This is a genomic window from Streptomyces sp. NPDC000878 (assembly GCF_053599695.1).
Genome location: NZ_JBSFMT010000061.1, coordinates 42,759 through 69,281, shown reverse-complemented (window position 1 = coordinate 69,281; position 26,523 = coordinate 42,759). Strand labels below are relative to the sequence as shown.

Below are 26,523 nucleotides of genomic sequence, written 5' to 3'. Positions count from 1 at the left end.
CCGGATGCCTGGAGATCGGGCACGTCCGGTTCGGGAGGCGGGCCGGGGAAACCCACCGACGGCAACGTCGGCCGGGCGCCCCGGTCCGACCTCACACCATCGCCGAGTGGGCCCGGGACAGGACCCCGGACGGCATGCAGCACTTGCTCGGGCGGGCCAAGTGGGACGCCGACCAGGTCCGCGACGACGTGGGTGACACGTGGTGGAGCATCTGCACGACGACGAGGCGGTGCTGGTGGCAGGGTCATTGCATGATCGAGATTGGTCCGGTTCGGCGGTCTCATGAGTGACGTGGCGTCATGTCCGTTGTGCGGCAAGGGGCACGGAGAACAGAGCAGGCACGGTGCGGGCGATCATGTGGTTGTCGAGACCCATGAGAACCGAGCGAGACCGTGCCTGCCCGAACATCATCGCCCATCCCTGCCGCACAGGGGCAACTGGGCTCCCCCAACTGACCCTTCAGCCAGAGGGGATGGCGAGGACGCCGGGGTGGTGGACGGATCGCCGTATTTCGCGAGGGTTCACCCCGTCCAGGCCACGTTGACGACCTCGATGCCGTCAGCGGCTGCGGTGTACTCCACCCAGGACCGGTCACCGTTGTGTACTGCCCAGTTCCAGCCGCCGGGTGGTGGCCATTTCTCTGGACGAAGCAGCACTGTGGCAATGGTCTCCATGACCTCGTGGCGGGCTTGCTCGGACAGCTGCTCGAGTGCGTTCTCAACATGTACGGCCAGCTCGACTCGGTAGGGCACAGGACTCCTCCGTGATTTTGATCAACCAGAGTCGGCACCCTAGGCGGTCCAGCGCGATGAGGAGAGGACCTGTGGATAACTCAGGCATGCGCCAGTACCCCGCCCGCTGGAGACCAACGAACCATCGGGGAGAGTGCCACGAGTTGAAGATCCTTTCCCTCGGCCAAGTGGGCCCAGTGGGTCGCCGGGCTGGTGGGGAGAGTGCGCGGGCGCGTGGCGTCAATGGTGGGAACCGGTGTGGTGACGGGTGAGTGCGTGCCAGCGGCGTTCGAAGTCGGCGGCCTGCTTGGTGATGGTGTCGGGGGCGATGGGTTTGTTGTATTGCGCGGTGATCCCGTGTGTTGAACAGTCCTGTGCCACGGTGTCGGGTGAGGGAACGGGGTTGCGTGTGCGGTGTTCGGCCCATGTCCGGTAGACGCGGAAGGAGACGTAGTAGCGGCGCAGTGTGGAGGGACTGACCGGTTTGCCGCCGGGGCCGTTGATGCCCCGGCCCGCGAGGAAGACAGACAGCTGCCCGGATGTCGGTTCGTCGCCGTACTGCTCCAGATATTGCGTCCATGCGTGGTAGTAGCGGTCGACCGTGGTCAGGGCACGTTCTGCGTCGGAAGGCGCCTGCTTGCCGGCAGTGTCATTGACGTCTTCGGCCGACGGCGCGGTCTCTTCGGCCGGGGACTTGGTCTCTCCGGTCCCGGGCTTGGGCGAGGCCGGGACCGTATCGGTGGGGTTCTCCTTAGTGAGCGGCCGAGTTTCGACGTGGGCGTTGGCGTTCTGCTCGTTCATGCCGGCTAGGGCTGCCGTTGACGGGTGCTGGCTGTGCTGCCCGGTCCGGGTGAGGATGGGGTCGGGGCCGTACTCGTGGCGGGTTGTCTCGTCCGCCGAGGCCGTGCTGCTGTCTTCCCGGGGACGGTCTCCCTCGGACGATGCCGTGTGACGCTGCTGGAGATCCCTCAGGAGGGGCAGCAGCTGTACGTCGGGGAGTGGTGTGCCTCCCGCGGTGGGGATGTTGTACTCGTTTCGGAGGAAGAACGCGAACTGACTGGCCGTGGGTTCGACGTGAAACAGGGAGAGCCACATTTGGTACGCGGCGTCGAATCGTCCGTCCGGTTCGACGGGGGGTGACGGCCGCGGTGGTCGGGCTGTGCCCGGGGGCGCAGCCCGCATCTTGCGCACGCGCCTGCTCGGACGGTCGGGTTGCCGTCGCATGCTGCCTGACCCGGCTGCGGTCGCCGGACTCTGTGGCTGGGGTGAGGCGGACAGGGCGCCTGTGTGTGGAGGCGGCGGCTTGTTGAGTCCGGAGGTAAGGCCTGCTGCTGCGAGGCCTGAGGGGGCGGTTTCCGCGAGGGGGACGCCGTAGCGGGCCAGGCGCAGGGGCATCAGGGACTCCACCGGGGCCTTGCGCCGCCAGGCCCGGCCGAAGCGGGCGTGGAGGCGGGCCTGGTAGACGAGACGTTCCTGCTCCAGCTTCATGACCTGGTCGTAGGAGCGCAGCTCCCACAGCTTCATCCGCCGCCAGAGGAGGAACGTCGGCAGCGGGGAGAGGAGCCAGCGGGTCAGGCGGACGCCCTCCATGTGCTTGTCCGCCGTGATGTCCGCCATACGGCCGATGGCGTGCCGGGCCGCCTCCACCGCGACCACGAACAGCACCGGGATCACGGCGTGCATACCGACGCCCAGCGGGTCCGGCCAGGCCGCCGCGCCGTTGAACGCGATCGTCGCCATCGTCAGCAGCCACGCCGTCTGGCGCAGCAGCGGGAACGGGATCCTGATCCAGGTGAGGAGGAGGTCGAGGGCGAGCAGGACGCAGATACCCGCGTCGATGCCGATCGGGAAGACGTAACTGAAGTTTCCGAAGCCCTTTTTCAGGGCCAGTTCACGGACGGCCGCGTACGACCCCGCGAAGCCGATCGCGGCGATGACGACCGCACCGGCGACGACCACGCCGATGAGAACCCGATGCACGCGGTGAAAGGCTCGCGCTGTGTCCTTGGCAAGCCGGGTGGTGCTCATGCGTTTTCGACGTGTGGGGGAGGGGTTGGTTGAAGGAGTTCGTTGATGAGGTGCTCGGTCGACGTCTCCAGGTCGCAGTCCAGTGCCTGGTTGATCTGCTGCACGCGGGCGATGGCGGTGTGCACGCCCTGCCGGTTTCCGGCTGTGTGTTCGATGCGCATCCAGTCCCGGTACAGCAGTTCCGCCGTGTCGTCGACGTCGAGACCGGTGGAGATGGCTCGGCGGGCTGCGCTGAGGTCGTGGTCCGGGCCTGCGGGGGTGCGGTGGGCGGCGATGGTGTGTGCGATGTCGATGATGCGTGTGATCATTTCCTGCCGGAAGGGCTCGGCCCAGGGCAGGGGCTTGTCCCCGAAGGGTCGGCCTCGCACCAGGGCCAGCGCCTTCTCCAGATCGGTCAGCCCTGCTGGTCCCAGTGGCAGGGCACGTTCGGCGAGTTGGAGGAAGCGGGTCCAGTCGCAGCGCACGGTGGGGGAGAGGCGGTACGGGGTGTCACCGGAACTGCGCCGGGGCACGTAAGGGTTGCCGGCGGGGTCGTTGCCCAGACAGCGGCGCAAACCTTGTAGCCGGGCGTTGAGGGTGCTGACCGACCACGGGCTGACGGGGTCCATGTCAGAGCACAGCACATGTGCGCTCCGGCCGGGCCGGAAGAACAGCAGCGCGGCGAGTTGTGCCATCCGCGGGCCGTGGCCGGTGCTGTCCACGCCGGTTACCTCGACCGGGCCAAGGACCCGGATCTCGGGTGCGTCCAGATCAAGAGTCTCGCTCTCATGTGCCCCTTGCGCTGTGGTTTCTTCGGCGGCGCCCTCGTCATTTTCCTCCGGGTGCTGCGTGGCCGCGGGGGTTGGGGAGCCCGGCGGCCACGCCGTTTCGGTCCGTGGGTTGTGCTCACTCTCGGCCTGCGGTGATGCCGCGGCAGGGGGCAGGAGCCGTAGCCCGGACGGATTGGTGGTGGCGGCGAGCAGAGCCGGGTACACCCCTGCACTCACGTCCGTTGCCGCTGCTGGCGAGGGGCTTGCGGCAGCGGAGGTTGTGGGCGTAACGGATACGTTCGGAGCGGGTTGTCCGGGCTGCCGCATCCGGTCGGGCTCGTCCGGCACCTCCTGCCAGGCACTCCCGCCCGCCTGGGGCGGCTGCCCGGACACCTTCAACGCCGTGGCGATCTGTACGTAGGCGGCGCGCTCCAGACGCTGCAGGGTGATGTCGATGCCGGCGTGGTCGAGGCGCTGCGGCTCGTCGAGCGAGGCGTTGAGGATCGCCGCGTCGGGGAAGTACGCGGTTGTTGTCCTCGCTGGGGCGACCAGGGTGACGGGGACGGAGCCGGACTTGTCGATGACGTCGGCGAACTCCCAGGCCGTGGCCGTGTCGAGTAGGGACGCGCACAGCAGCAGGTAGGGCTGCTGGCGGGTGTCGGGCATCTGGTGTGCTTCCAGGAGCCGTTCGCTCAGATCGCGGAGCGCGTGTGTGGCCTGGCGCATGTGGGCGATCCGTGTGGTGGGGAGCAGTTGCGGCAGGTCTTCGCCGAACCCCACCGTGACGATCTCGACGTCCGCCCATGGGCTCATCCCGAGTTCCAGGGCGAGGGAGGTGCACACCTCGGTGACGTGAGCCGGGTCGCCGGCTAGCAGCAGCGCCGGCAAGGGCGTCAGGTTCAGCAGGAGCAGGTCACCGGCTTCGGTGCTGCCCATGGTTACCAGGCCCGGGTATGGTGCCGGCACCTCGCGGGCGGTCTCCTCGTCCAGGAGTTGAGCGTCGTCCGGAAGAACCCACCAGTCACCGTGCCCTGCTGTGAAGGGAGCCGTCGGCTCCTGCGAGAGATCCTCGGGCAGGACTTCCAGGGAGCGTTCACCGATCCGCGCGGCTCGCAGCCCGGGCATGCCGGCGCCATCCTCTACCTGGTGGGCCAGCGTCCGAAGAGCCGCATCCAGACGGGCCGCCCCCGTGGGTTCGGCGGCGGCAGCCAACTGCGCTTCTGCCGAAGAGGTTTCCGATGCGATCGCGATCGTCTCACCCGGCTTGCGGCGACGGCGCTGCAGCATGCGGCGCGCGGCGAGCGCACCGGTCACGGCGGCTGCCAGCAGCGCGCCCGCGCCCAGCACGATCCGCAGTTGTAGCCCCTGGCCCGTGGGCGTGGAAGCAGGCTTCTGCGATGGAGGCGCCGTGGACGCGGCCGGTGTCGGCGTGGCGTCAGATGACGGCGTGGACGACGCGCCGATGCCAGACGAAGGCGCGGCGGACTCAGCGCCCTCACCGGGCTGCCCGGACGGACTACTCCTCGACCCGCTCGGCGCAGGAGATTCCGCTTGTGAGGGGGCGGACTGATCGGGTGTCGGCGGCTGGCCAACTCCTCCCGTGTCACCACCCGATTCCTTCTCTCCGTCGTCCGTGTCCGGGGCAGTGGAGTTCCCCGTGCTGGAGCCGTCACCAGTGCCTTCTCGGGGACGATCGGGTCGCTCGGACGCCGCCTCGGGCACGGTGACCTGCTGCCCGGGATAGATCATGTCCGGATCCGTGATGCTCGGCAGGCCGTCGGGCTGCGTGGTGCCCCGGCTGGCGTCGAACAGCAGCGGCCACTTGGTGCCGTCGTGAAGTTCCTCGACGGCGATCTGCGAGAGGGAATCGCCGGGTTCCACCGTGACCACATCCGCGTCCCCCTCCCGCGCCGCATCCTGCGTGCTGGAGGCGAGGTGCGTGTGGAGGCCGGCGCTGGACACATCACCGGGTACCTCGGCCCGTGTGGGTACGCGGACAGTCGTGCCCTGGGGCACTACTGATGCCGTGGTGGGTATGTCGGGGTTGAGGCGCTGCAACTCGGTGTAGCGGCTGCCGTCCCCCAGCCACTGCTCGGCCAGTTCCCACCATGTGGTGTCCTCCGCTCCCACGGTGACTTCCTCGACGCTCCCATCCGGTGCCGCCTTCTCCGAGGTTGTGTTCGGGGCGGGGGCGTTGTGCTGGCTGTTCGTCGCCCGGTCGGCCGGCGGCGCGTGGGGTGCGGTGGCGGCGAGTGCCGGGGTGGCGGCGCTGGCCGCGGCGGCGGGCGAGGCGAGCACGATGCTGCCCAGCAGAAACCCGGCCAGACGCTGACCGGTGGCCATGCCCGGAAGTTGCGGCGTCGTACGCCGGGCCATGACCGCGGCGACCTCGGTCAGGACGGGGATCACCAGCCACAGCCACGCGATCCACGCCGCCACGGTCATCGTGGTCAGCAGGCCCGAGCCGTCATCGTCCGCGCTCAGCAGCACCTGGCGTGCCGAGTCCAGCGTCGGCAGCGTCGCGGGCAGCGTGCCGACGGCGAGCAGTAGCGCGGGCACGCCGGCGATCAGCGCGGCGAGCGCGAACAGGCCGCGCAGGACAGTCCGGGGCCAGGAACGGCCGCGGCGGCGCACGGGCGTGGGGGAGTGGGGCATATGGGGTCAGCCTCCGGGCTGGTGGAGCAGCGTGGCCGTGCCGTGTCCCGTCACGGGCATCTCGGCGACGCCGATCAGGGACGCGAAGTAGGGGTGGTAGGCGTCGCGCACGGTCACCGTGAGGCTCTGCCCGTCCTGGGCGATGGCGACGTCACCGTCGACGCCCGCGCTGCTGAGGAAGGCGCGGGCGGCGGCTTGGGCGGCGTCCGGGTCGACCACGATGGCTTCGCCGGTGATGGCCTGGCCCGGATCGATCTGCTGGGCGCCGGCCCGCGCGGCCTCCTGCGCGATGTAGTCGGCATCCGACATGCGGTCCAGGGCCAGCCCGCCGTCGATGACAAGGCCGATGATGAGGAACGCGATCGCGGTGCAGCCCGCGTAGAACAGTTCCATGCCGCCTCGGTCCGGGCCGCTGGAGCGGATACGCAGTCGTCGACGCCACCTGGTCATGTGCCGCCCCGTGGTGCCCAGGTGTCCACGACGGAGGTCTTGGTGCTGGTGAGCGTTGTGGACCCGGCAATGCCGGGCAGCGCAAGGTCGCTCAGCGGTGCGGTGCACGACACGGTGGCCGTCACACGCGCGGCCTGCCCGGCGGGTGCGGCGAGTCCGCTGGTGTCCAACGCGACGGTGATGCCGGCGCAGTGGATGCCGGAGGTGGCCAGACTGGTCTGCGCGGCCTGGCGGGCGTCTGCCGCGCCGGAGGCCGGATCGCCGGCCAGTGATGCGGTGCGTGCGGCATTGCGGGCGGCCGCGTCGGCGGCGCCCTCGGCCAGCGCCACCCGCCCGCAGGCGATCGTCAGGCCGAGCAGCATTAATCCCACGGGCCAGAAGACGGCTGTGGTCAAGGCGCTGCCGCGGTCACGGTCCACGTGGCCTGGCCACAGTTGGCGGTTCATGGGCGGAACTTCTCGACGGGGGCCTGGACGCTCTGGCTGACGTGCCCGTTCCATCCCGGCACCAGGTTGATCACGTTGCCTTCCACCTGCACGCTGACCCTCTCGCCGTCGTCGCTGACCCGTACGGCGGCGCCGGTCAGGGAGGCGCCCATCCGGGCCAGGAACGCGGCGGCAGTCGTCTTTCCCGCGTCCGGGGCTGCGTCGTAGGCGCGCTGTGCGTCCACGGCCTGTTGGGCAGCGTGGTGTGCCACGGACCGGCCGTGGAACCAGAGGCCGCCCTGAATCAGGGTGAACATCAACAGGAAGGCGAGCGGGACGACCATCGACAGGTCCAGGACCGTGGCACCGCGGTCGTCCCGCCACCACCGTCGGCCGGACAGGTGCCGCCACGGGCGTACGCGTGTGGTCGGCATGGTCAAAAGCCCAGGATCTGTGCGGCCTTCTCGCCGACCGTGGTGTTGGCCGCGGCGTACACGACGGCGACCATCGTGCCGCCGGCGACCAGGATCAGGGCCCACTCGGTGGCCGAGGCGCCACGGTCCTTCATCTGAGCGCGGAGCACGGTGCCGTGCCGGCGCAGTACGTCCAGCATGCGGGCTAAGCGGGTGCGGACAGTGGGCATGGGTTTCCTCCAGAGGTTCACGGTGCCGGCTCGACGGCGCCATGAGGGCAGGTCAGAGCGACGTGATACGGACGAGGGCCGGGGCGAGAAGGAAGACGGCCATGAGGAAGACGATCGCCAGCGAGGGCACGTGCATCTTCTCGGTGGCCACGTTCGCCTTCTCCTTCCGGTCCGCGAGCAGACCCCGCCGTACGACCTCGGCCTGGGCCTCCAGCTGGTCGTAGACGGCGGCCTGTTCTTCGCCCGCGAGACTCAAGCTGGCGGACAGGCGGGCCATGTCGGGCACGTCGAGTTCGGTGCCGAGCCGGCTGAGCGCATCCCAGGGGCTGACCCCGGCCAGGCGGGCGTGCTCGACGGTGTCCCGGATGCGGACCGCGGCGCGTCCGTCCCCCGACTCCACAGCCCGGGCGAGAGCCTCGGCCGCGCCGGCGTCGGAGTGGCGGGCCAGGGCGACGCGCTCCAGGACGGAGGCGATGTAGTAGCGGTACTCGCGCCGTGCGCCGGTGGCTTTGCCCCGGACGTCGTCCAGGCACTTGAACACCATGAACAGGGCGACGCCCGCCCCGGCGGCCGCCGGGATGACCAACGGCAGTGCCAGTCCGCCCAGCCGCAGCAGGAAAATAATCCACTGCGGGATGAGGAACCCGCCCAGCGCGTACAGGGCGCAGCGGCCCAGCAGCGAGGCGGGTGGCATCCCCAGCAGGCGCAGGTCCCGGGCGGGCAGCCGGGTCACGAACGCATCGGTTGCCATCAGCCGGACACCGACCCGGTCCGCCCACCGCACGGACCCCTTCGCCGCCGTCATCGTGGGCGCGAGGCGCGGGGCCGGAGTGTGGGTACGGTGCAGGACCTGATCGAGCGGGGTCCGCTGGGGGAGCAGGCTGCGTACCGCGAGTGTGCCGCCGAGTGAGGTCAGTGCGCCCAGCAGCATGCCGGGGACGGACAGACTCATACCACTTCACTCTCCTTTGCGCGTTCCTCGGCGGTGAGCAGAGTCCGCGGCTCCTCTTCCATGACGGCCATCCGGCGCAGCCACAGCAGCGACGCGACGAACAGCCCGCCCAGCACCAGTAGCCCGAGCTGGCCGATGGGGGTGGCGAACGGTTGGGAGTAGGAGCCGTTGACGAGGATCACGGCGACCACGGCGATCGCGAACAGGGACACCCTTCGCGCCTCGGAACGGGCCTTCGCGCGTTCGGCGTCGATGTCCCGGACATCCGCGGCCTGCCGGGCGACCAGGATGGCCTGCGCGGACAGGGCGCGTGCCAGCCCTGGGCCGCGGCTGGTGACGTGATCCATGAACAGCTGGGCGATGTCGTCACCGATCCGGCTGGCGAGGTCGTCGGCCAGTTGCCGGTAGGCCCATCGCGCCGGTGTCCCGGAACGCAGCCGGTCGGCCAGCTGGCCGACCGGTCGCTCCAACCGTGCTGGAAGCGTGTCCAGGTCCACGATCGTGGCCTCCAGCGGTTTGCCGCCGGCCCGCACGCTCGCGAGCTGCTGCAGCCACTCCGCGATCGCCTCCAGCCGGGCCACTTCCGTACGGCCCGAACCGCCCGGATACAGGACGAACGGCAACCCGGCCACCGCAGCGAATGCGAGCAGGCCGTGCACCGGCCACCCGGCCAACGCCCACATCAGCCCGCCTGTGCCTGCGGCCCCGGCCAGCAGCAGCGGGTAGTTGTCCCGCCAGCCGGGCGGCAGTTCCTCCACCGCCCGAACCGCTCGGCCCCGTATCCGGCCGGGCCGCAAGCCCCGTGTGGCGGGCCGCCAGCCGCGCACCAGGGCGACGATCCCGGTCAGGCTCAGGGCCACCAGCGCGCCGGCGAGCATGCCGAGCACGGACAGAGAAGACGAAGTCATGTGGCACCCCCGGTCCCGGGCATCGGCCGCCACTGCCCGTGCGGGATCTCGAAGAGCCAGCGCCGCTGGAAGCCCTTGCGTTCCAGCTTGCGCAGCCGCCGCTCGGTCATCGGCGTACGGGTGGGCACCGCGCGCTCCTCGGCCGTGTCCTCGCGCGGCGCGAAGATCTGCGACAACGCGACGCCACCGCCTTCACCGCGGCCGGCCGTCTCCCACACGTGCGTAACGAACCGGTGCACCTGGCCGCCCCGGTCGGTCTCGTCGATCGCGTCCACGTACACGATCAGATCGACCGCAGCCGAGATCAGCCGATAGGAGGCCTGGTCGTTCAGCCCCGCCCGGGCCAGCGGCACCATCAACCGGTCGACCACCGCCTCGGGGGCCTTGGCGTGCAGCGTGCACATCGATCCCGAACCGCCCGCGATCATCGCCTCCAGCATGGCCACGGCCTCATTGCCGCGAACCTCGCCGACCATGACCCGGGTGGCCTTGTACCGCAGGGACACGGGCACCAGGTCGGCGAGCGTGACCTGCCCGGTGGCGTCCCTCTCTCCGTTGCCCTCCCGGGTGCGGAAGGCCAGCACATGCGCGTGCCGGTCCGGATCGTCGTAGTTCAGCCGCAGCTCCGGCTCGCTCTCCAGCGTCGCCAGCCGCTCGTGAGCGGGCACTTCCCGGCCCAACGCCCGCATCAACGTGGTCTTCCCGGTCGCCATGTCGCCCGCGATGACGATGGACAGCCCGGCCTTCACCGCAGCCGACAGGAACGAGACGAGGAGCATGTCGACGGTGCCCCACCTCTCCAGGTCGGCGAGGGTGGCCTTCTCCAGCACGTGACGGCGGATCGCGATCGTCACCTCGTCGGTCAGCAGCGTGGCCGCCACGCGAGAGCCGTCCGGCAGGTCGAACTCCACCGTGCCGGTGGCGTACGACAACAGCCGCTCGCCATGCCCGGACATCGCGGCCATCTGGTTGACCCACTCGACGGCCTGCGCCTTGCTGGAGAACGGGGAACGCACCCGCTCACGCGGCCGGCCCTGCGAATCGACGTACATCCATCCGCCGTCGACCAGGACGTCCTCCACGCCCGGCCGGTCAAGAACCCGCTGCAGCGCGCCCGCCAGGAAGATCAGGTTGAACACCTCGGTACGGACCCGCTCCAACTCCTCACCCGAGAGCGGCGGATGCGTCAGCGACCATGCCTGCGCCCACTGTGCGACCCTGCTGCGCACCTGGGCGCGAACGGCCTCCCCCAGATCCCTCTCGCTCAGCGGCGCGCCGGCCTGGCGTCGGTCCCTCTTGACCTGGTCGACATCATCGGCGACCTGCTGGCGCAGCTTCGTCATCTCCTCCCAGGGCACGGGAAGCGCCCCGGGCAACGCTGCTGCAGCAGCAGTGCCGGCAGGTCCAGTCCCCGGAGGCCGGGGTGCTGGCCCCGGGGGACCAGAGGATGCCGAGAGCCCCGGCGTCGTCACAGGGGCATGTGCCGGATGGGCGTGGGGTATCGGATGCACGGGTGGGTGGGCTGAGGCGTGCTCGGCCAGTAGACCCCCCAACCGGGTGGCCCCGTTCTGGTCGTGGACGCTGTCTGGGCCGTGCTGGTCAGCCATGACGTACCCCCCGCTGCCCGAACTGCTGGACGATCCGCTCCACCGCCGGGCTGGCCGCCCGCACCGACCGCATCTGCAGGTGCAGCCGCCGCCGGTCGGCGTGCTCGCGCAGCGGCCCCATGGTGTCCCGCGCGGCGCGCATCAGTTGCGAACGCGTCACCCCCCGCGGCATCCGTCCGCCGGTACGCAGATAGGCGGCGGCCGACTCCTCCCACGGCAGGCTGGCCAGCACCGGCGCCTCCAGGCCCCGGGCGACGTCGTCGGGCCGGTAGCCCTCGCCGAGCACGAGCAGTCCCAGGGCCCGGGCACCGGATCCCTGCGCGGCGAGATCGTCCTGCAGAGCGCGCACCATCGGGTAGGCGAGTGCCTGGGACTCCTCGGTCATACGGACCACGAGCAGTACCAGGTCGGCCTCCCGCAGCACGGGCGCGGGGGAGAGGACCTGGTGCAGGTGACCGCCCTCAAGCACCATCCGCCCGCCGTCGACCAGCACGTCCCACCCCAGCTGCTGGTCCGTCAGCTGCAGGATGTTGAGCAGCGTCGGCCAGGTCGACGTCAAGGACGCCGCCTGCCTCGGATCGATCAGCCCGGGCAGCGCGACCCGGAAGTCGCTCTCGTCGATCGGCCACAGGTGCTGCGCGACCTGCGGGGTGAAGTCCTGCTCAGCGCTGGCGCGTTCCCAGTCGGCCTGCGGTAACCGGTGCAGGCCGATGTGCCCGTCCAGGCGCTCGCGCTGCCGACCGCGCGTCACGTCACGCAGGAGCCCGTGGCGAAGAGACCCGCCGGCCATGTCGAGTTCGGCGAGCAGCACCGGCCTGCGGCCGGCCAGGGCAAGGGCCGTCGCCGCTGTGGTCACGCCGTCCGACTTCGCGGACACCAAAGCGATCAGAGACATGGTCAGCTCCCGCTCTCGCGGGGCTGCCGTACAAGAGCGATCTGCTTGGCCGCGGCCTTCGTCGCCAGCAGGGGACCATCCGCAGGCGCCACCACCAGGTTCACGACCATCGCGCCGGTCGAGTCCGGGGATCCGACCGACTTCACCGTTGCCTCGACCGGCGCCGGGACTTCACTCCCCGTGGACCCCGTGTCCACTCCCGGGGAGGGAAGGACAACGGCGGCCACTTTGTCGCCCGGCCGCAGCTCGTCGCCTGGCACGAAGCCCCGCTTGAGCTCGACACCGACCACCTGCGCGGTGTCTCCCAGTCCACCGCGCGCGCTGAGCTGCGAGCGGGTCAACAACTCGCCGGGGTACAGGTCAACGACCGCGCGCTGGCCCACGACCGACGCTCGTTGGCCGGAAGGGATTGGAGACAGGCCGGGATCCTCCGCGAACGAGACGACCTTCACATCCCGTGCGGTGACCGTCTGCCCGACCGGAACATCCCGCGCGACGGCAAGGACATCGACGCGGTCCCCGGCCCGCGCCACGACAACCGCCCCACCCAGCGCACCGATCAGCGTCACCAGCACCAGCAGAACGGGCACCGACCACGCGCGGCCGGATCGATTCTTCGAGCCGGTACTGACCGGCAGATCGCGCAGCCGCTGCGCATCACGACGCGGCGCAAAAGAAGTCTGAGTACTGTCCATCGACCAACAGGCCCTTCAATCTCGTGCGACGTTTACGAATTGACCGCCTGCGACTCGACGATGGACACCGCCACCGAGGAGTCGCGGACCTCGGTCAACTGGCCGTTCGCCCCGCCTCCCTGCCAGTTGATGACCCAGGTCGAGGTCGCGGTGACCTTGTACGTGCCACCCGGCAGAGAGGCCGACGGCTGGGCATAGACGTGACCGCAGTTCGGCGACTTCCTCAGGCCGTACGACTTCTGGTAGACCGTGCCAGGACCCGTGCAGGTGACCGAGGAGCCGTCCCCCATCACCCACACGACCTTCGTCACTTTCGCCGTCGCGGTCACGGTGACCGCGCCGGCCGATGCGCTCGCCGTGTTCGGACCCCATGTCGTCTGTGACTGGTCCACGGCCATCCACACCGGCATGCCCACCAGGCCCTTGCCGCCGGGCTTGGGGTTGATGTTGATGTCGGGGCCCAGCAGTGTCATGGAATCGACCGCGCGCTGGGCCAACTCCTCGGGGGCCGCCTGCGGCACCGGAGGCTCACCCGTCGGCACGATGACGAAGCCGTCCGGGTTGTCCTGACCGCCGTCCGAACACGACCGGAAATACATGTCGTACTTCTCCGGGTCCTTGCCCTGCCAAGCCGGGTGATCGGCCGCCGGCTTCGGCTCAATCTTGGTATAGCCGCAGTTCAGATCGCTGCTGCCGCTCCCCTGCGAGCCGCCCGCCTGTCCGCCACTGCCGTCGGTGCCGTCATCAACTCCGACGCCGACGCAGAACTCGACAACCTGGCACTCGCCGACATCGATGTCCGGGTCGTCGCCAGCGTGCGCGATGCCGGCCGAGGCCAGAGCCAGGGCGCCTGTCAGTGTGGTGATGCCCAGGGTCAGCAAGCTTGATCTTGAGCGGTCAGCTCGGTGACCATCCACTTCGTTCCCCACCTCTCAAGCGTTGCGGTGCAGGCGTATTTGATGAGCCGTTCCGACGGAAGCGGGACCTTCTTCTTCGTGGTCTTGTCGATCAGCGTCCAATTCGTGGTGTCCACACAGTCCGTGACCGTGGCCTTGGGGATCTCTGCGTTTGTCACGTTGACGACCTTCGGGTGGATCACCGGACTACCGGTTGTCACCTGCCCGGCCTTCTTCATGGCCGACAAGTTGCGCTCGATGTCAGCCAGAGCCTCAAAAGTCGTGTACTTCCTCATGTCGGTGCCCGCGGAAGAAGCCTTCTGGTAGGCGTCGGTCTTGGCATCCCAGGAGCTGGTGTACGCCGCGATGACAGCGGCGTACACATCGTCGGCGTTGGAACCGGAGGACGGAGACGGGCTGGCCGTTTGAACGCGACTTGGGTTGGGCGGTGATGCGTCTACGTCGCCGTCACTACAGCCCGCCAACGCCATGAGACTGCCCGCCAGATACAGGACAGTTGCCCGCTTCCGGGGGCGAACGGCAACAAGCCTGCGCCTTGACGAGCGCTGCCTTGTGGGTGTCACATCGTCTCCCTGTATGACGGAGCACGGTTCGGCTTCTGCCCACGCCATCCGACTGCGGCGGCCCAGAATCGCGGTATCAGAGAGCGCGTTGCTGCAGGCAGGAAAGCGGGGATCGTCATGGGTAATGGCATCGGCGTGCTTCCTTGTCGGTCTCGCTGGTGGGTCGGGGTTCTTGAGCGCTGTGGGCGGCAGAGACAGGCCGCAACCGGGAACTCAGGGGCACTGCTGCGAACGGACTAGGCGGATCTCGCATGAGTTGGCATCGGCCGTGCTGGCGGGAGCGTCCATGTGCGACTCTCCCGCGGGGTGGCGGCAGGTAGGGCGACGCTCTGGAGTTGATCGCGCTGGGTAGCCGGACAGATCGTCTCCGCTGTCTGGGATATTGCCTCGCGCAATTGCCGGATGTCAACGATCGTTTCTGGCTAGTAAACGATCGTTGAGAGTTGGTGGTGATGGGCGTAGGCTGCGACGCGCACCGCAGCTATCCATCCCCACCCTCCGGGAGCACATCGGTGGACCAATCCACGCAACTCCCCGAGACTCTTCGGCGTCTCGTCGCGCTTATCAAAGAGCAGGGCTTGAAACGATCAGAGGTCGTCAACCCGCGGGAACTGGCGGCCAAGACAGCTCTGCCGGAGAGCACGGTCCGGATCCTCCTCAAAGGCGGCACTCCGCCGATTGACACGGTCAACGACCGGGTGTGTGCACGCATCAACACCCTGGCCAACGCCCATCTGGACCGCACGGGCAAGCGCATGTCGGACCTGGCCGCGGACATCCGTGAAGTCGTGGGTGTCTCCGACTACTGGGCACGCCAGGTCTGCGACGGCAAGAAGGTGCCCAGCGTCGAGTTCCTGCACGAACTGGTCGAGTACTTCAGGGTCGATGGGGGAGAGGCGTACTTCACCGCGCCGGCTGCCGACGCGCTCAATCGCGTTCTCCTGCCCGTCGTCCAGTCGCTGGAGCAGCCCGATGCAGACCCGATGAAAGCGCTGATGAAGCAGCTCGGCGTGAGGGAAATTGACATGCGGCGGCACGGCAGCATGACCCCCGAGGGGCTGGAGCGGCTCCTCAGGGGCGTCATTCTCTCCGTGCTGCCCTCGGAAGGAGACAAGGGAGACACCCACCGATGAGTGGCAAAGAGATGAAGTTACTTATCGCCTCCTTAGGCAAGGAGGCGTCCAAGTCCATCGAGCGGCCGGCAGAACCAAGAGACGTGATGCGGGAGTTCTGCCAGGCCATGAGCGTCCGCCGCGACCGGCCGGTTCAACTCGTGTTCCGGGCCTTCCCCGACGATGTCGTCGTCTCGGGCTTACGCCTGGACTGCGGAGACCACTCCATCATCGTCGTCGAGGAGCGCATGGTCCCCGAGGCCCAACTGGTCATCCTCGGGCACGAGTTATGGCACGAGGAACAGGGCGATTGCGGGCACCACGGCGCAGGTCTGCCAGTCGCCGCACGCACCCTCTCCGCTGACCGGGCCCCAGACGTGCTCCAGAAAGCCGCGGCCCAGATCCTTGTCTCACAGGAAGTCCCCCGGGACGCGCTCCTGGCCTTCACGGCGCGGGCCGAGTCCGTCGACGACCATGAAGCCGACGCGGAGACGTTCGGTCTGCTCTTCGGCCGAGAGGTCCGCACCTGGATAGAAGGGCCCTACGCGGAGGGGCCCGTCAGCCCCTCAACGGTGGAGGGTCGCATCGACCTTTCTCTGAGCAACCGAAGAGGGCACATTCTCGGATGAGCCTCAGCGATCTGCACATCCCCTATGCCGTTCCCACCGTGCTGCTGGTGCTCGCGCTCGGTCTCAAATTCCCGACCTTCGTACGTGCCTGGCGCGATCCCGACGTACGAGCGACCACGCTGTTGTTGCTGCTGGCGTCGATGGTCTTCCTGTCAGTAGCGCCCGCCAGCATCCACAAGATCAACACCGCGACGGGCGTGCCGAACATCGCGGCGCCGTGGACCTACTCGCTATTGACCGCATTCTGCGGATCTTGCCTGAACATGATCATCACCTGGCGGGAACAGCCATCCGCACGTCGCAGCCGCCGAATCCGCCGGGTCTGGCTGATCTACACCAGCATCATCATCGCCCTGTGGATCACCTTCGCGCTGGCCGACGTGCCCGACGAGCGGATCTACGACCTCGACATGCACTACGCCAGCGAGCCGTGGATGCGCGAGCACATTCTGCTGTACCTGCTCGCGCACGTGGTCTCGGCTCTGGTGGCCGCCTACATGATCTGGAAGTGGATCTCCAAGGTCCACGCGCGCTGGCTCAAGGCCGGCCTCGTCTTCCTGCAGGCGGGCTACGCCTTCGGCCTCGTCTTCGACGTGACCAAACTCGTCGCGATCGGCGCCCGGTGGACCGGCACGGACTGGGATTTCCTCAGCACCCACGTGGCACCGCCTTTCGCGATCCTCGACGCCACGCTCGTGGGTATCGGCTTCATCCTTCCCCAGGCCGGGCCATTCCTGCAGAAATGGCCCCGTGACCAAGCCACCTACTGGACCTTGCGGACGCTGTGGCGAGCAACCAGGATCCTCGAACCATCAGCAGCGCAAGCCCGCGTCGGTCCTCTCGCCCCTCTCGACCTGCGCCTCATCCAGCGTCAACAGCGCATCCGCGACGGTCTGCTGCGGCTGGCTCCCTACCTCGACGACGATCTGCACCGCCGGGCCTACGAAGCCGCGGAGGCCGCCGGTCACCGCGAAGACCGCGCCCGGGGCATCGCCGGAGCCATCACCGTCCGCGCCGCGCTCGACGCATCTCGGATCGGGACTCCCCGGGGCTCCGGCACGGAGCCGGCTCGCTTCAGCAGCGGCCTCGAAGACATCGTCTCCATCTCACGCGCGCTGTACCGCCCGCACCTCATCGACACCGTCCGCCAGCGGATGTCCCCCATAGAAAGCTTCAACGAACATGCCTGATCGTCTTGCTGCCCGCCGACCCACCGCCATCGTCATCGGTGGCAGTCTCACCGGCCTGTTCACCGCGGCCGCGCTCACCGGCTTCGCCGACGTCACCATCATCGAACGCGACGCCCTCCCGAAGGGCCCCCACCCGCGCCGAGGTGTCCCCCAGGCCCACCACGCCCACCTGGTGTGGAGCGGCGGCGTGCTGGCCTTCAATCAACTCCTGCCCGGCATCGTCGAGGAAGTCGTCGCCCATGGCGCCCGACTCGTCCACATCATGGGCGACATGGTCTCCCGAGCCCCCAATGAAATCTGGTTCCGGCGATTCACCGCGACCCACCACCGCAACCTGGTCTGCTCCCGCGATCTGCTCGACTCCGTGATACGTGACCGTGTCCTCGCTGACGACCGCATCACCCTTCGGGAGAACACCACCGCACTGTTACTCGAAGGCGACGCAGCCCGCGTCACCGGCGTCCGTGTCCGCACCGGAGAAGAAGAACTCACCCTGTCCGCCGACCTCGTCATCGATGCTTCCGGCTGCGGCTCCCACGCCGCCCAATGGCTCCAGGACCTGGGTCTGCCGAAGGTCGCCGAACGAGAAGTCAACGCTGGGGTCGCCTATGCCACCCGTGTCTACCGAGCCCCGGGCACGACCGGTGACATCGACTTTCCACTCGTTAACGTGCAGGCCAACCCCGCCCGTTCTCCTGGCCGTGGCGGCATCATTGTGCCGATCGAGGGAAATCGGTGGATCGTCACGCTCTCCGGTACCCAAGGCGGGGAACCCACCAGAGACGCCGACGCGTTCGCCGACTTCGCCCTCAGCCTCGGTGACCCCATCATCGGAGAACTGATCAAAGACGCCGAACCACTGGGCGCCGTCGTCACTACCCGCAGCACCGCCAACGAGCGCCGCTACTACGAGAAGATGCCGCGCTGGCCCGACGGATTCACCGTCATGGGCGACGCCATCGCCGGGTACAACCCCGTCTACGGACACGGCATCACCGTGGCCGCGCAGAGCGCCCTCGCTGTCCGAGACGTCCTGGCCACCACCAGCATCACCGCACACGGCGCCGCACGACGCCTCCAGCACGCCGCAGCCCGCCCAGTTGCCGCAGCGTGGGACCTCGCTGTCGGGCAAGACGCGTTCTACCCAGGCGCCACCGCAACACCGCCCACTGTTGTGGAGCGGCTCCTCGCCAGGTTCGTGGACCTGGCCGTCGCTACCGGAGCCCGCAATCCACGCGCCCTTGGCGCCCTGCTGGACGTGATGAGCCTTGAGAAGCCGGCAACCCGTCTGTTGTCGCCCGACATGCTCTTTCCCATGGTCTTCGGCCCTCGGAAACCACACCGGCGAGAGGCACCCCTAACCGAGGCGGAGCGGAGTGCCGCGATGTCCTAGCCACGTGCCCGCCTGCCGAAGCCTCCGGCTGCGAACAAGCCCCGGCCGCCGGAGGGAGGTGTCTGGAGGCGGGAGTGGATCGATCCCGCCCGTATCAACGCCGTCCAGTTCTCCGGCCTCGACATGGCGCGCATGGTCGTCGCCGTCGACCGCGCCGGCGAGACGGGCGTCATCGGCGTCGGCCGCGACTTCGACCGGCAGCTGTACGTCCTGGCAGACCGATCCGGCTCGATGGGCGCCAACGACTGGGGTCATGGCGCGGCAGATCGTCACCCAGGCGTGGGAGCAGCTGTGCCGCGAGGGTGTGACCAAGGGGCTTCTCATGCCCATGATCCTGGAGGTCACCGCCAAGGTCGGCAAATGCCTGCGGGCCGCTCCGGTGGCCCAGCTGTACGAACAGCAGCTAGTGCACCACGTCGGCGAATACCTCGAGCTGGAAGGTCAGATGGCCACCTGGGGCGAGGAATGGACAGCCCGGACCGCATGGATGCAGCCGTGCACGGACTGACCGAACTCGCCGACCCCGATCAGCTCGACACCTTGCCCACCGACACGGATGATGACCGCTTCGACGGACGCCGTTGAGCTGATCGCTCCGGAGGACAGAAACGGCCCCAACAGAAAACTGCCCGGCCTGCGCAGCTACCTCACGGTGTAGCGACTCGGAAACATGACCGCGTAGCTACACCAGCGTCAAGTTTTACGTGTCATACGTGGTCCTGCGTGGCTATGCTCGTGACCGTTGAACACCCCATGCGGGTGTGCATAGTTTGCAGGCGAATGCGGGCACCGGCCGCCAAAGATTGCCGTCCTGAACGGCCGGTACCCATCGGGCTACTGGTCGCCGAAGTGGCTGCTCAGCCAGAACACGATCTGGACGAGTAACCAGACTCGGCGGCCAGTGAGCCGCCGCCTCGGCTTGGCGTGCTCTCCCATTCCACTCTCCCTTCACCGTGAGGTGCCCGATCGCACCGGACGTGTGAGCGGGCGAGCGGGATGGGTTGGGCAACTGACAGCCAGCCGTGGCAATGCGACCCTATGCATTGGCTCCCTGTTGCGAGGCGCGTTTCCTCAACTCAGGGGGTAGCGGCCACACTTCTGTGGACGACTACCGTGGTGGCCAAGTCACCTTTGGCAGCCTCCGATCATGAAAACTCGGGGGGCGAGCATCGGCATGTACGGCGCATGGTGGCCGTTCCCTGTGTGATCGGCTGTCCAGCCGGAACCGGCCAACCGACGGAAGAGGACCAGCGAGCCGCACACCTCGACTGTGTGCGCCAGAAGCACCGGCTCGGGGGCCGCGAAGGGCTGGCGTTTGAGTGGGCAGAAGATTGCCGACGTCGCACCTCCCGCCTACTCCGGCCCAAGCGAGGAGGAGTGCGCAGGGCGGTGGGACCAGCTCGGCGGGCGCCAGCAGAGCGCGGGCGATCAAGGCAGCTTTCTCCGGGTGCTCTTCGCTCCCGGCTCCGGGGACTGCCCGGATACGACGAGGCAGTGGCCGAGACCAGCGGCACCACGCCGACGCCGTAACCTGATCTTGCGGCGCGGGGCCGATTGCCTGGAGGGGCACTGTGGGCCTGCGCGAGCTGATCACCGACGTCTGGAGCTGGCTGGACTACAAGCCAGCCATGGCCGACCCACGACGACCGGGCCGTAACACTTGGGCGGAACTCACCCGATCCTGGGTGCCCGACGAGGAACTGCGACGCCTGGCCGCCTACCGGCTCCTGGCCGCGTACGACTCCAACCAGGCTGGCCAAGTCGCCGCCGTGACTGGCGATGACGAGGCGGGCGGGTCTGCTGCACGATCGGGTGACATCTGAACTGGCTTGCCCTGTGGGGCGGGTGGGAAGGATGTCGCTGTGCCCAAGCCTTATCCGGAAGAGTTCCGCGAGGACGTCGTACGGGTCGCGAGGAACCGCGGCCCGGGCGTGACGGTCGAGCAGGTGGCCGCCGACTTCGGAGTGCATGCGATGACGCTGTGGAAGTGGATGCGCCGCGCGGACATCGACGACGGGACCAAGCCCGGATCGACCAGCCAGGACAACGCGGAACTGCGGGAAGCGCGTCGGCGGATCAAGCTGCTGGAGCAGGAGAACGAGGTCCTGCGCCGGGCCGCGGCCTACCTGTCGCAGGCGCATCTGCCGGGAAAAGGATCTACCCGCTCGTGAGAGAGCTGGCCACGGGGGGAATTCCCGTCACGGTCACGTGCAGGGTCCTGAAACTTGCCCGCCAGCCCTACTACCGCTGGCTGGAGCGGCCGGTGACCGATGCCGAGTTCGAGCAGGCCACGCGCGCGAACGCGTTGTTCGACGCTCACCGCGAGGATCCGGAGTTCGGCTACCGGTTCCTGGCCGACGAGGCCCGCAGCGCGGGATCCGGCATGGCCGACCGGACCGCGTGGCGGATCTGCCGGGACAACAACTGGTGGAGCGTGTTCGGCAAGAAGCGCGGCAGTACCAAGAAGGCCGGCCCGCCGGTGCACGACGACCTGGTCCGCCGTGACTTCACCGCAGCTGCCCGAGCAGCTGCGCAAAACCCTCACCTGGGACCGCGGGAAGGAACTCTCCGGCCATGCCCAGTTCGCCCTCGACACCGGGACGAAGGTGTTCTTCGCCGATCCCCACTCGCCCTGGCAACGACCGACGAACGAGAACACGAACGGGCTGCTGCGTCAGTACTTCCCGAAGGGCACCGATCTCTCCCGGTGGTCGTCCGCAGACCTCGGAGCCGTCGCCATGGCGATCAACAACCGGCCCCGCAAGACCCTCGGTTGGCGGACACCCGCCGAGGTCTTCGAAGAGCAGCTACGCTCGCTGCAACAGCCCGGCGTTGCAACGACCAATTGAACTCGCCCAGTTCCGGTCACGGAAGTTCGTCCGGGCCCTCGACCACCACCGGATGGCCGGCTCGATAGGGAGGGTCGGGGCGGCAGGCGACAACGCGGCCATGGAGTCCTCCTTCAGCCTGCTGCAGAAGAACGTCCTCCACCGCCGATCGTGGGCCACTCGCGAGGAACTGCGGATCGCGATCGTGACCTGGATCGAGAGGACCTACCACCGGCGCCGCAGACAAGCCGCACTCGGCCGCCTGACCCCCATCGAATTCGAGACCGTCATGACCACACCGGCCCTCCAGGCCGCGTGACCGAACCTGTCACCCAAACCTGCACCAGACCCGGCATCGAACGGAGGGAACTCGGCGACGCCTCCAAGCTGGTCGACACCGCGCTCGGCTACCTTCTTGGTTCCCAGCAGGTCATCAGCGTGGCGGGTGCGGAGCACACCGACGACGAGCCGACCGCCGAGGCAACTGCCGCGCTGGCGGTGCAGGACAAGCTGAGGTTCTGGGCGGAGAAGGAGCTGTTGCCGCTGCGCCTTCAGCAGGCCGAGCGAACCGCGATCCTGCTGGGCGACGCCGTCTACACCTTGGCCTGGGATCCCGCGAAGGGCCGGGTCCTGCTGCGTACTTGGGATCCAGGCCTGTACTTCCCGGAGTGGCCGGAGGACGGCGAGCAGGACGGCGCCGAATTCCCGCTGCGCGTTCACTTGGCGTGGGAGCTGCCGGAGGACAAACGGCGTGGGCTCAAGGCAAGGCTTCGGAGGGTCACCTACGAACTCGGCCGGGTGTAGCTCCTGGCTCATACAAGATTTTCGTAGCCGTTGATCAGCTCCGCTGAGGTCGTGACATCCCGTTGTTCCGGCGGGATGCTGACAGTGTGTGATGACGTGTTGAAGCTGTTGCCGCAGCTTGCTGCAGTGGAGGTCGGTTCGGTCGAGGAGTGCGGGAACACGGTGGTGATTTCCGCGCGGTCCCGGGCGGGACCGGCCGCATGTACCGGCTGCGGCCGGGCTTCCGACTGGGAGCACAGCCGCTACGTACGGCACGTCGCGGGCGAGGCGGTCGGTTGCCGTCCAGTACGGATCGATCTGTCAGTCCGCCGCCTGTACTGCGAGAATCCGGTCTGCCCCAAGGTCACGTTCGCGGAGCAGATCGACGAACTGACGGTGCGTTACCAACGCCGCACCCCGGGACTGCAGGCGATCGTGGTGGCCGTGGCCACGGCACTTGCCGGGAAGGCAGGATCGCGGCTGCTGCTCCACCTGCACCACGCCCTGAGCTGGGCGAGTCTGCTCACTTGCCTGCTGAAGATCCCCGATCCGCCGGAACCGACGCTGCGGGTGGTCGCCGTGGACGACTTCGCACTGCGCCGCTCCCGCCGCTACGCCACCCTCGTAGTCGACGCGGAGACCCGCCTGCCCGTCGATGCCTGGGACACCAGGGACTCCGGACCAACGATCGCCTGGCTGCGCGCCCACCCCGGCATCGAGGTGGTCTGCCGCGACGGCTCGGCGGCCTACCGCGGTGCGATCAACATTGGTGCGCCGCAGGCCATCCACGTTAGCGACCGCTTCCACCTGTGGCAGAACCTCGGCCGCAAGGTCTACGAGGTGGTCACCGCGCACCGCAACTGCCTGCCCGAACCCGACGACGAGGCGACCGCGCCCCGGACTCCCGGCGGGCTCATGGCCGCGCGCACCCACCGCATCCACACCACCGTCCACGCTCTACTCGCCGAAGGAATGGCACTGCGCGCGATCGGACGCCACCTGGACCTGGACCGCAACGTCATCCGCCGCCACGCCCGCGCGGCCACCTGGCAGGAGGTCGCCCCGATCTGGCCCCGCCGTGCCGGCATCCTCGCCCCCTACCAGGGGCACCTGCACCGCCGCTGGGCCGAGGGGGAACACAACATCGCAGCCCTCGCCCGCGAGATCACCGCGCGCGGCTTTCGCGGCAGCGAGGCCACCGTCCGTCTCTACCTCACCTCCCACCGCGAGGCCCTGGACGCCGGACTGCCCCCACCAGCCCCCGCCCGCAGCGCGTTCGAGGTCTCCCGGCTGCTGACCTCCCGCCCGGAGCAACTGGACGCGGACCAGCGCGTCTTCGTCAAGCGCCTGCTGGAACGCTGCCCCGAACTGCACACCCTCCACGGCCTCGTGTGCTCCTTCCGGGAAGTCTTCGCCAAGAAGCGCACCGCCCTGATGGACCGCTGGATCACAAGCGCCCGCCAGAGCCGCATCGCCCCGCTCGTCCGCTTCACCACCGCTCTGCTGGACGACCTCGACGCAGTGCACGCCGCCGTAACCCTCCCCTACAACTCGGGCGTGGCTGAAGGCCGAATCACTGACCTGAAAATGATCAAGCGCCAGATGGCAGGACGAGCAGGAATCCGGCTCTTGCGCAAACGCGTCATCCTCGTCGCCCACTCACGCCGCCGCCACCAACTCCCGCCCCACGATGACCTCTGGGCGATCAACGGCTACGAAAATCTTGTATGAGCCTAGCTCCTTTGAAGGGACGGCCCCACCAGCGCAGACCTGCGGGCTCACAAGTGACATGCGATCCGGCCGGCCATACCGGGCGGGCTGACGCCCGGGCGACGACCTTCCAGCCGATCTTGATGACGGCTGACGCGACCACCTGCGACGTTCTCCCGGCGGGTATCCGTGCCTCGCGCGCCCGATATGACAAAGCGCCAGTGATGTGTGAGGGCTCAGGACTTACTTGACGCTGCGTCCTCATGACTTGTTTGACGTGGCGTGCGTGACTGGCGGCTTGGCCATGCTTTGACTCTGGTGACGGGCTTGTCACTGGTGCGGGGATGAACGGCCAGTTCCTCGCCGTTGTAGACGATCCTGAAGTGGGTGGCTTCCACGATCACGTTCACGACCTTGCCGCTGTGGACGGCTCCGATCCGCATGTACTGCCCGGCGACCATGACGCGGCCGTTGCCGTTGACAAGTCGTTGGACGGTGACCGGCCCGATCGGACCGCTGGGAGGTAGCGCATCGGTGGCAGCCCGGACGCCCTTGAGCAGTGGAAGCCTGCCGGGCGGGATGGGCAGCGGCATGGTCTTCACCACGCGTCCGCCACGGATGACGTGGAGGAGGTGCTCGTCCATCCGCAGCACCACACGGCTTCCCGCCAGGGTCCGGGACAGCATGACGTCGCGGTCTCCGAGGCCGACGACGCCATCGCGCGTGACCGCGCGCTCGACCTCGACTGCCGTCCCCGGCGGCAGCTGCGGGCGGCCTCGGTGGCGAGGCAGCGCAGGGGCCGCCGGCGGAGGTCCAGCCGGTCGGCCCGAGAACTTGTCCCGGATCCTGGCCAGGTCCTCCAGCGAGGTCCGCGAGGCGAAGGTCTTCAGCAGGTAGCCCTCTATGGTGACGTGGATGCTGCGGTCGTCCGCCCACACGGTGATGGTCCGCCCCGCGAAGGCCGGCCCGACCCAGATGTCCTGACCACCGTGAAACAGGGCGAAGTGGCCGCAGGGAGGTACTTCCCGGTCGAATTCGATCGCCCCCAGAGAAACAGGGCGCTGGATCGGGCGCGTCATCGTTTCGATCACCGGAGTGGTGGGCTGCTGGGGAAGCACAGCCGCAGGTTCGCCGGTCAGCAGAGAGGATGCCGCGTCTGCACGGGAAGGCCGGAAGCGGCTCGCCGGGGCGGCCATGTCGAGGGACTGGTGCGGTCGCGCGTGGTTGTAGCTGTGGACCCAGGCGTTGATCGCTTCCTGGGCGTCGGCGACGGACGCGAACAGTGCCACGTGGTCCACTCACCCCCGGCCTGCGTCACACTTTCTGTGCCAGAGCGCCTGAGACCACTGCGTTCAGTTCCCGCACACCGGCCGTGCGAGGGTGGCGTGCGGCGAGGTCCGTAACAATCTGCCTGATCGAGGACCGGTCTCGTACTTCGCCGGGGCTGACCCGGACGGCGGCCAGCAGCTCCGTCGCGGTCTGTTCCGGCTTGCCCAGCTGCCACCAGGCGCGCGCAAGATCGGTGTGCATCCGGCTCTGGCGCTCGGCGGTCGCGAACTGCTCGGGCCGCAGGTTGCGGCCGGCTTCGAGTGCCGCGCCCGCGTCTCCGAGAGCCCAGTGCACGCCCACAGCGTACAGGTCGACGGCCGCGCTGGTCAGCGGGAACAGCCGCCCCTTCGGTGCCTGCTGCGGAAGTCGGCGCCCGGCACGGTGTGCTTCCTGGATCATCGCGAGGGCCTGGTGCCGGTCTCCGGCCACGGCTGCCGTGTACGAGGTAGTGCACAGCATCTGCGCGTATGCGGCGGCCTGCGCCGCCGTTGCCAGCCCGGTGGACTCCACGTCTGTGGCGGCTTTCAGCATCAGGCGCTGGGCGGCTGCGGGCTGGTCCTGGTGGCGCAGGACAATCGCGAGCTCGCGGGCGGCTGCCGCGGCGACGAGTGGGGAGCCGGACAGGTCCGCGTACGTGCTGGCCCGGTCGGCGGTCAGCCGAGCCTGCGGGTAGCGGCCCAGTTTGCCGAGGAGCTGAGCGGCCAGCGTGTAGGAGGCGGAGAGCCTCGCGTAGCCCAAGTCCGTACGAGACCGGGCGACGAGGTGACCGTCACCGAGCAGCCCAGGAAGTCTCCTGGCGAGTTCGACGTGCCGTCCGGCGTCGAACAGCGCGCGGGCCTGCGCGAGTTGGGCGTCGAAAGGGATGGTCTTGCCGCTGGGTTCCGGTGTTCCGGCCAGGGCGTCGTCGACTCCGAGAAGGAGATGGGCAGGGACTGCTGCCCCGGCTGCTGCGAGCAGAGTGCGGCGGCGCATGGGGTCCTCCTCGGCGTCACACTGAGTGTCCGCCGCCACTCTAGTGGTGGCGAGGACCCCGGTACCGGTAATGCCGAGCGCTTCCGTCAGAACGTGTGACGGCATCCCCACCGTGCGAGCCGCCTGCCTGAGCAGGTCGAGGTCGGCGACCCGGCCCCGTGTCTCCAGCCGCGACACGGTGGCGGCCGAACACCCCAGCCGGCCCCCGAGGTCGGCCTGTCGCCAGCCGCGCTGGACACGGCCCATGCGGACGAGACCTCCGGGCTCGCGCCGTTGGATGAGGGTGCGGGCCTGCGCTGACGTCCATAACGGATCGCTGGGCATGCTGCCCTCCACGCGCCACGAGACGGGGGCTATCA

Annotated in this window: 25 protein-coding genes and 4 pseudogenes; 12 read left to right on the top strand and 17 right to left on the bottom strand. The window is 68.6% G+C overall.

Annotation, left to right across the window (positions count from 1 at the left end; all coding sequences use genetic code 11):
- Positions 1-95: 95 nt before the first annotated feature.
- A pseudogene (locus tag ACWDR4_RS37360) lies at positions 96-256 on the top strand (IS701 family transposase); the annotation flags it as partial.
- Between the two features lie 265 nt (positions 257-521).
- Here the strand turns inward: ACWDR4_RS37360 and ACWDR4_RS37355 are convergent.
- From ACWDR4_RS37355 to ACWDR4_RS37290, 14 genes are all read right to left on the bottom strand, one after another.
- On the bottom strand, positions 522-752 hold the full coding sequence (locus tag ACWDR4_RS37355; RefSeq protein ID WP_450415109.1) for a hypothetical protein: 231 nt from the start codon (positions 750-752) through the stop codon (positions 522-524).
- A 219-nt stretch (positions 753-971) separates the two neighbouring features.
- Positions 972-2,759 carry a DUF2637 domain-containing protein gene (locus ACWDR4_RS37350; protein ID WP_450415107.1) on the bottom strand — a complete coding sequence of 596 codons (1,788 nt, stop codon included), beginning with the start codon at positions 2,757-2,759 and terminating at the stop codon, positions 972-974.
- Positions 2,756-6,163 (bottom strand): LysM peptidoglycan-binding domain-containing protein, encoded by a 3,408-nt coding sequence (locus ACWDR4_RS37345; RefSeq protein ID WP_450415105.1) that lies wholly within the window; start codon positions 6,161-6,163, stop codon positions 2,756-2,758. The genes ACWDR4_RS37350 and ACWDR4_RS37345 overlap by 4 nt, the downstream gene beginning before the upstream one ends.
- 6 nt (positions 6,164-6,169) lie before the next feature.
- The gene (locus ACWDR4_RS37340) at positions 6,170-6,613 is read right to left on the bottom strand and encodes a hypothetical protein (RefSeq protein WP_450415104.1); all 444 of its coding nucleotides are present in this window, start codon (positions 6,611-6,613) and stop codon (positions 6,170-6,172) included.
- Positions 6,610-6,975, bottom strand: a complete 366-nt coding sequence (locus ACWDR4_RS37335; RefSeq protein ID WP_450415103.1) for a pilus assembly protein — start codon at positions 6,973-6,975, stop codon at positions 6,610-6,612. Before ACWDR4_RS37335 ends, ACWDR4_RS37340 begins: the two co-directional genes overlap by 4 nt.
- A gap of 80 nt (positions 6,976-7,055) precedes the next feature.
- Positions 7,056-7,472, bottom strand: coding sequence for a TadE/TadG family type IV pilus assembly protein (locus ACWDR4_RS37330; RefSeq protein WP_450415102.1), 417 nt, complete (start codon positions 7,470-7,472; stop codon positions 7,056-7,058).
- A 2-nt stretch (positions 7,473-7,474) separates the two neighbouring features.
- A complete protein-coding gene (locus tag ACWDR4_RS37325; RefSeq protein ID WP_450415100.1) occupies positions 7,475-7,681 on the bottom strand; it encodes a hypothetical protein in 207 nt (68 codons plus the stop codon).
- A gap of 52 nt (positions 7,682-7,733) precedes the next feature.
- Positions 7,734-8,633 (bottom strand): type II secretion system F family protein, encoded by a 900-nt coding sequence (locus tag ACWDR4_RS37320; RefSeq protein ID WP_450415098.1) that lies wholly within the window; start codon positions 8,631-8,633, stop codon positions 7,734-7,736.
- Positions 8,630-9,541 carry a type II secretion system F family protein gene (locus ACWDR4_RS37315; protein ID WP_450415096.1) on the bottom strand — a complete coding sequence of 304 codons (912 nt, stop codon included), beginning with the start codon at positions 9,539-9,541 and terminating at the stop codon, positions 8,630-8,632. Before ACWDR4_RS37315 ends, ACWDR4_RS37320 begins: the two co-directional genes overlap by 4 nt.
- On the bottom strand, positions 9,538-10,884 hold the full coding sequence (locus ACWDR4_RS37310; RefSeq protein ID WP_450415094.1) for a CpaF family protein: 1,347 nt from the start codon (positions 10,882-10,884) through the stop codon (positions 9,538-9,540). The genes ACWDR4_RS37315 and ACWDR4_RS37310 overlap by 4 nt, the downstream gene beginning before the upstream one ends.
- Before the next feature lie 256 nt (positions 10,885-11,140).
- A complete protein-coding gene (locus ACWDR4_RS37305) occupies positions 11,141-12,043 on the bottom strand; it encodes a hypothetical protein (protein WP_450415092.1) in 903 nt (300 codons plus the stop codon).
- Between the two features lie 2 nt (positions 12,044-12,045).
- Complete coding sequence (locus ACWDR4_RS37300) at positions 12,046-12,738, bottom strand: SAF domain-containing protein (RefSeq protein ID WP_450415090.1); 693 nt, start codon at positions 12,736-12,738, stop codon at positions 12,046-12,048.
- Between the two features lie 32 nt (positions 12,739-12,770).
- Entirely contained in the window at positions 12,771-13,619 is an 849-nt protein-coding gene (locus ACWDR4_RS37295; protein WP_450415088.1) for an ATP/GTP-binding protein, read from the bottom strand.
- Positions 13,613-14,017, bottom strand: coding sequence for a hypothetical protein (locus ACWDR4_RS37290; protein ID WP_450415087.1), 405 nt, complete (start codon positions 14,015-14,017; stop codon positions 13,613-13,615). Before ACWDR4_RS37290 ends, ACWDR4_RS37295 begins: the two co-directional genes overlap by 7 nt.
- 779 nt (positions 14,018-14,796) lie before the next feature.
- Between ACWDR4_RS37290 and ACWDR4_RS37285 the strand changes: the two genes are divergently transcribed.
- The 11 genes and pseudogenes from ACWDR4_RS37285 (at position 14,797) to ACWDR4_RS37235 (ending at position 23,884) form a co-directional block, all read left to right on the top strand.
- Positions 14,797-15,351, top strand: a complete 555-nt coding sequence (locus ACWDR4_RS37285; RefSeq protein ID WP_450415086.1) for a hypothetical protein — start codon at positions 14,797-14,799, stop codon at positions 15,349-15,351.
- Complete coding sequence (locus ACWDR4_RS37280) at positions 15,348-15,959, top strand: toxin (protein WP_450415084.1); 612 nt, start codon at positions 15,348-15,350, stop codon at positions 15,957-15,959. Before ACWDR4_RS37285 ends, ACWDR4_RS37280 begins: the two co-directional genes overlap by 4 nt.
- Positions 15,956-17,149 (top strand): MAB_1171c family putative transporter, encoded by a 1,194-nt coding sequence (locus ACWDR4_RS37275; RefSeq protein WP_450415082.1) that lies wholly within the window; start codon positions 15,956-15,958, stop codon positions 17,147-17,149. The genes ACWDR4_RS37280 and ACWDR4_RS37275 overlap by 4 nt, the downstream gene beginning before the upstream one ends.
- Positions 17,142-18,542 carry an FAD-dependent oxidoreductase gene (locus ACWDR4_RS37270; RefSeq protein ID WP_450415080.1) on the top strand — a complete coding sequence of 467 codons (1,401 nt, stop codon included), beginning with the start codon at positions 17,142-17,144 and terminating at the stop codon, positions 18,540-18,542. The genes ACWDR4_RS37275 and ACWDR4_RS37270 overlap by 8 nt, the downstream gene beginning before the upstream one ends.
- Before the next feature lie 253 nt (positions 18,543-18,795).
- Positions 18,796-19,050: a hypothetical protein gene (locus ACWDR4_RS37265; protein WP_450415078.1), complete on the top strand. Its 255-nt coding sequence runs from the start codon at positions 18,796-18,798 to the stop codon at positions 19,048-19,050.
- 1,063 nt (positions 19,051-20,113) lie between these two features.
- Entirely contained in the window at positions 20,114-20,365 is a 252-nt protein-coding gene (locus tag ACWDR4_RS37260; protein WP_450415076.1) for a hypothetical protein, read from the top strand.
- A 39-nt stretch (positions 20,366-20,404) separates the two neighbouring features.
- Positions 20,405-20,713, top strand: a complete 309-nt coding sequence (locus ACWDR4_RS37255; protein WP_450415074.1) for a transposase — start codon at positions 20,405-20,407, stop codon at positions 20,711-20,713.
- A 345-nt stretch (positions 20,714-21,058) separates the two neighbouring features.
- Positions 21,059-21,391 (top strand): annotated as a pseudogene (locus ACWDR4_RS37250) (IS30 family transposase); the annotation flags it as partial.
- 4 nt (positions 21,392-21,395) lie between these two features.
- Positions 21,396-21,689: pseudogene (locus ACWDR4_RS37245) on the top strand (integrase core domain-containing protein); the annotation flags it as partial.
- On the top strand, positions 21,686-22,174 hold the full coding sequence (locus ACWDR4_RS37240) for a hypothetical protein (RefSeq protein WP_450415072.1): 489 nt from the start codon (positions 21,686-21,688) through the stop codon (positions 22,172-22,174). The pseudogene ACWDR4_RS37245 and the gene ACWDR4_RS37240, both read left to right, overlap by 4 nt.
- A 126-nt stretch (positions 22,175-22,300) precedes the next feature.
- Positions 22,301-23,884 (top strand): ISL3 family transposase, encoded by a 1,584-nt coding sequence (locus ACWDR4_RS37235; protein WP_450415071.1) that lies wholly within the window; start codon positions 22,301-22,303, stop codon positions 23,882-23,884.
- A gap of 215 nt (positions 23,885-24,099) precedes the next feature.
- Here ACWDR4_RS37235 and ACWDR4_RS37230 read toward each other — a convergent pair whose 3' ends face one another.
- From ACWDR4_RS37230 to ACWDR4_RS37220, 3 genes and pseudogenes are all read right to left on the bottom strand, one after another.
- Positions 24,100-25,059, bottom strand: coding sequence for a helix-turn-helix domain-containing protein (locus ACWDR4_RS37230; RefSeq protein WP_450415116.1), 960 nt, complete (start codon positions 25,057-25,059; stop codon positions 24,100-24,102).
- A pseudogene (locus ACWDR4_RS37225) lies at positions 25,060-25,152 on the bottom strand (integrase core domain-containing protein); the annotation flags it as partial.
- 25 nt (positions 25,153-25,177) lie between these two features.
- Positions 25,178-26,488, bottom strand: a complete 1,311-nt coding sequence (locus ACWDR4_RS37220) for a helix-turn-helix transcriptional regulator (RefSeq protein ID WP_450415069.1) — start codon at positions 26,486-26,488, stop codon at positions 25,178-25,180.
- Positions 26,489-26,523 lie beyond the last annotated feature (35 nt).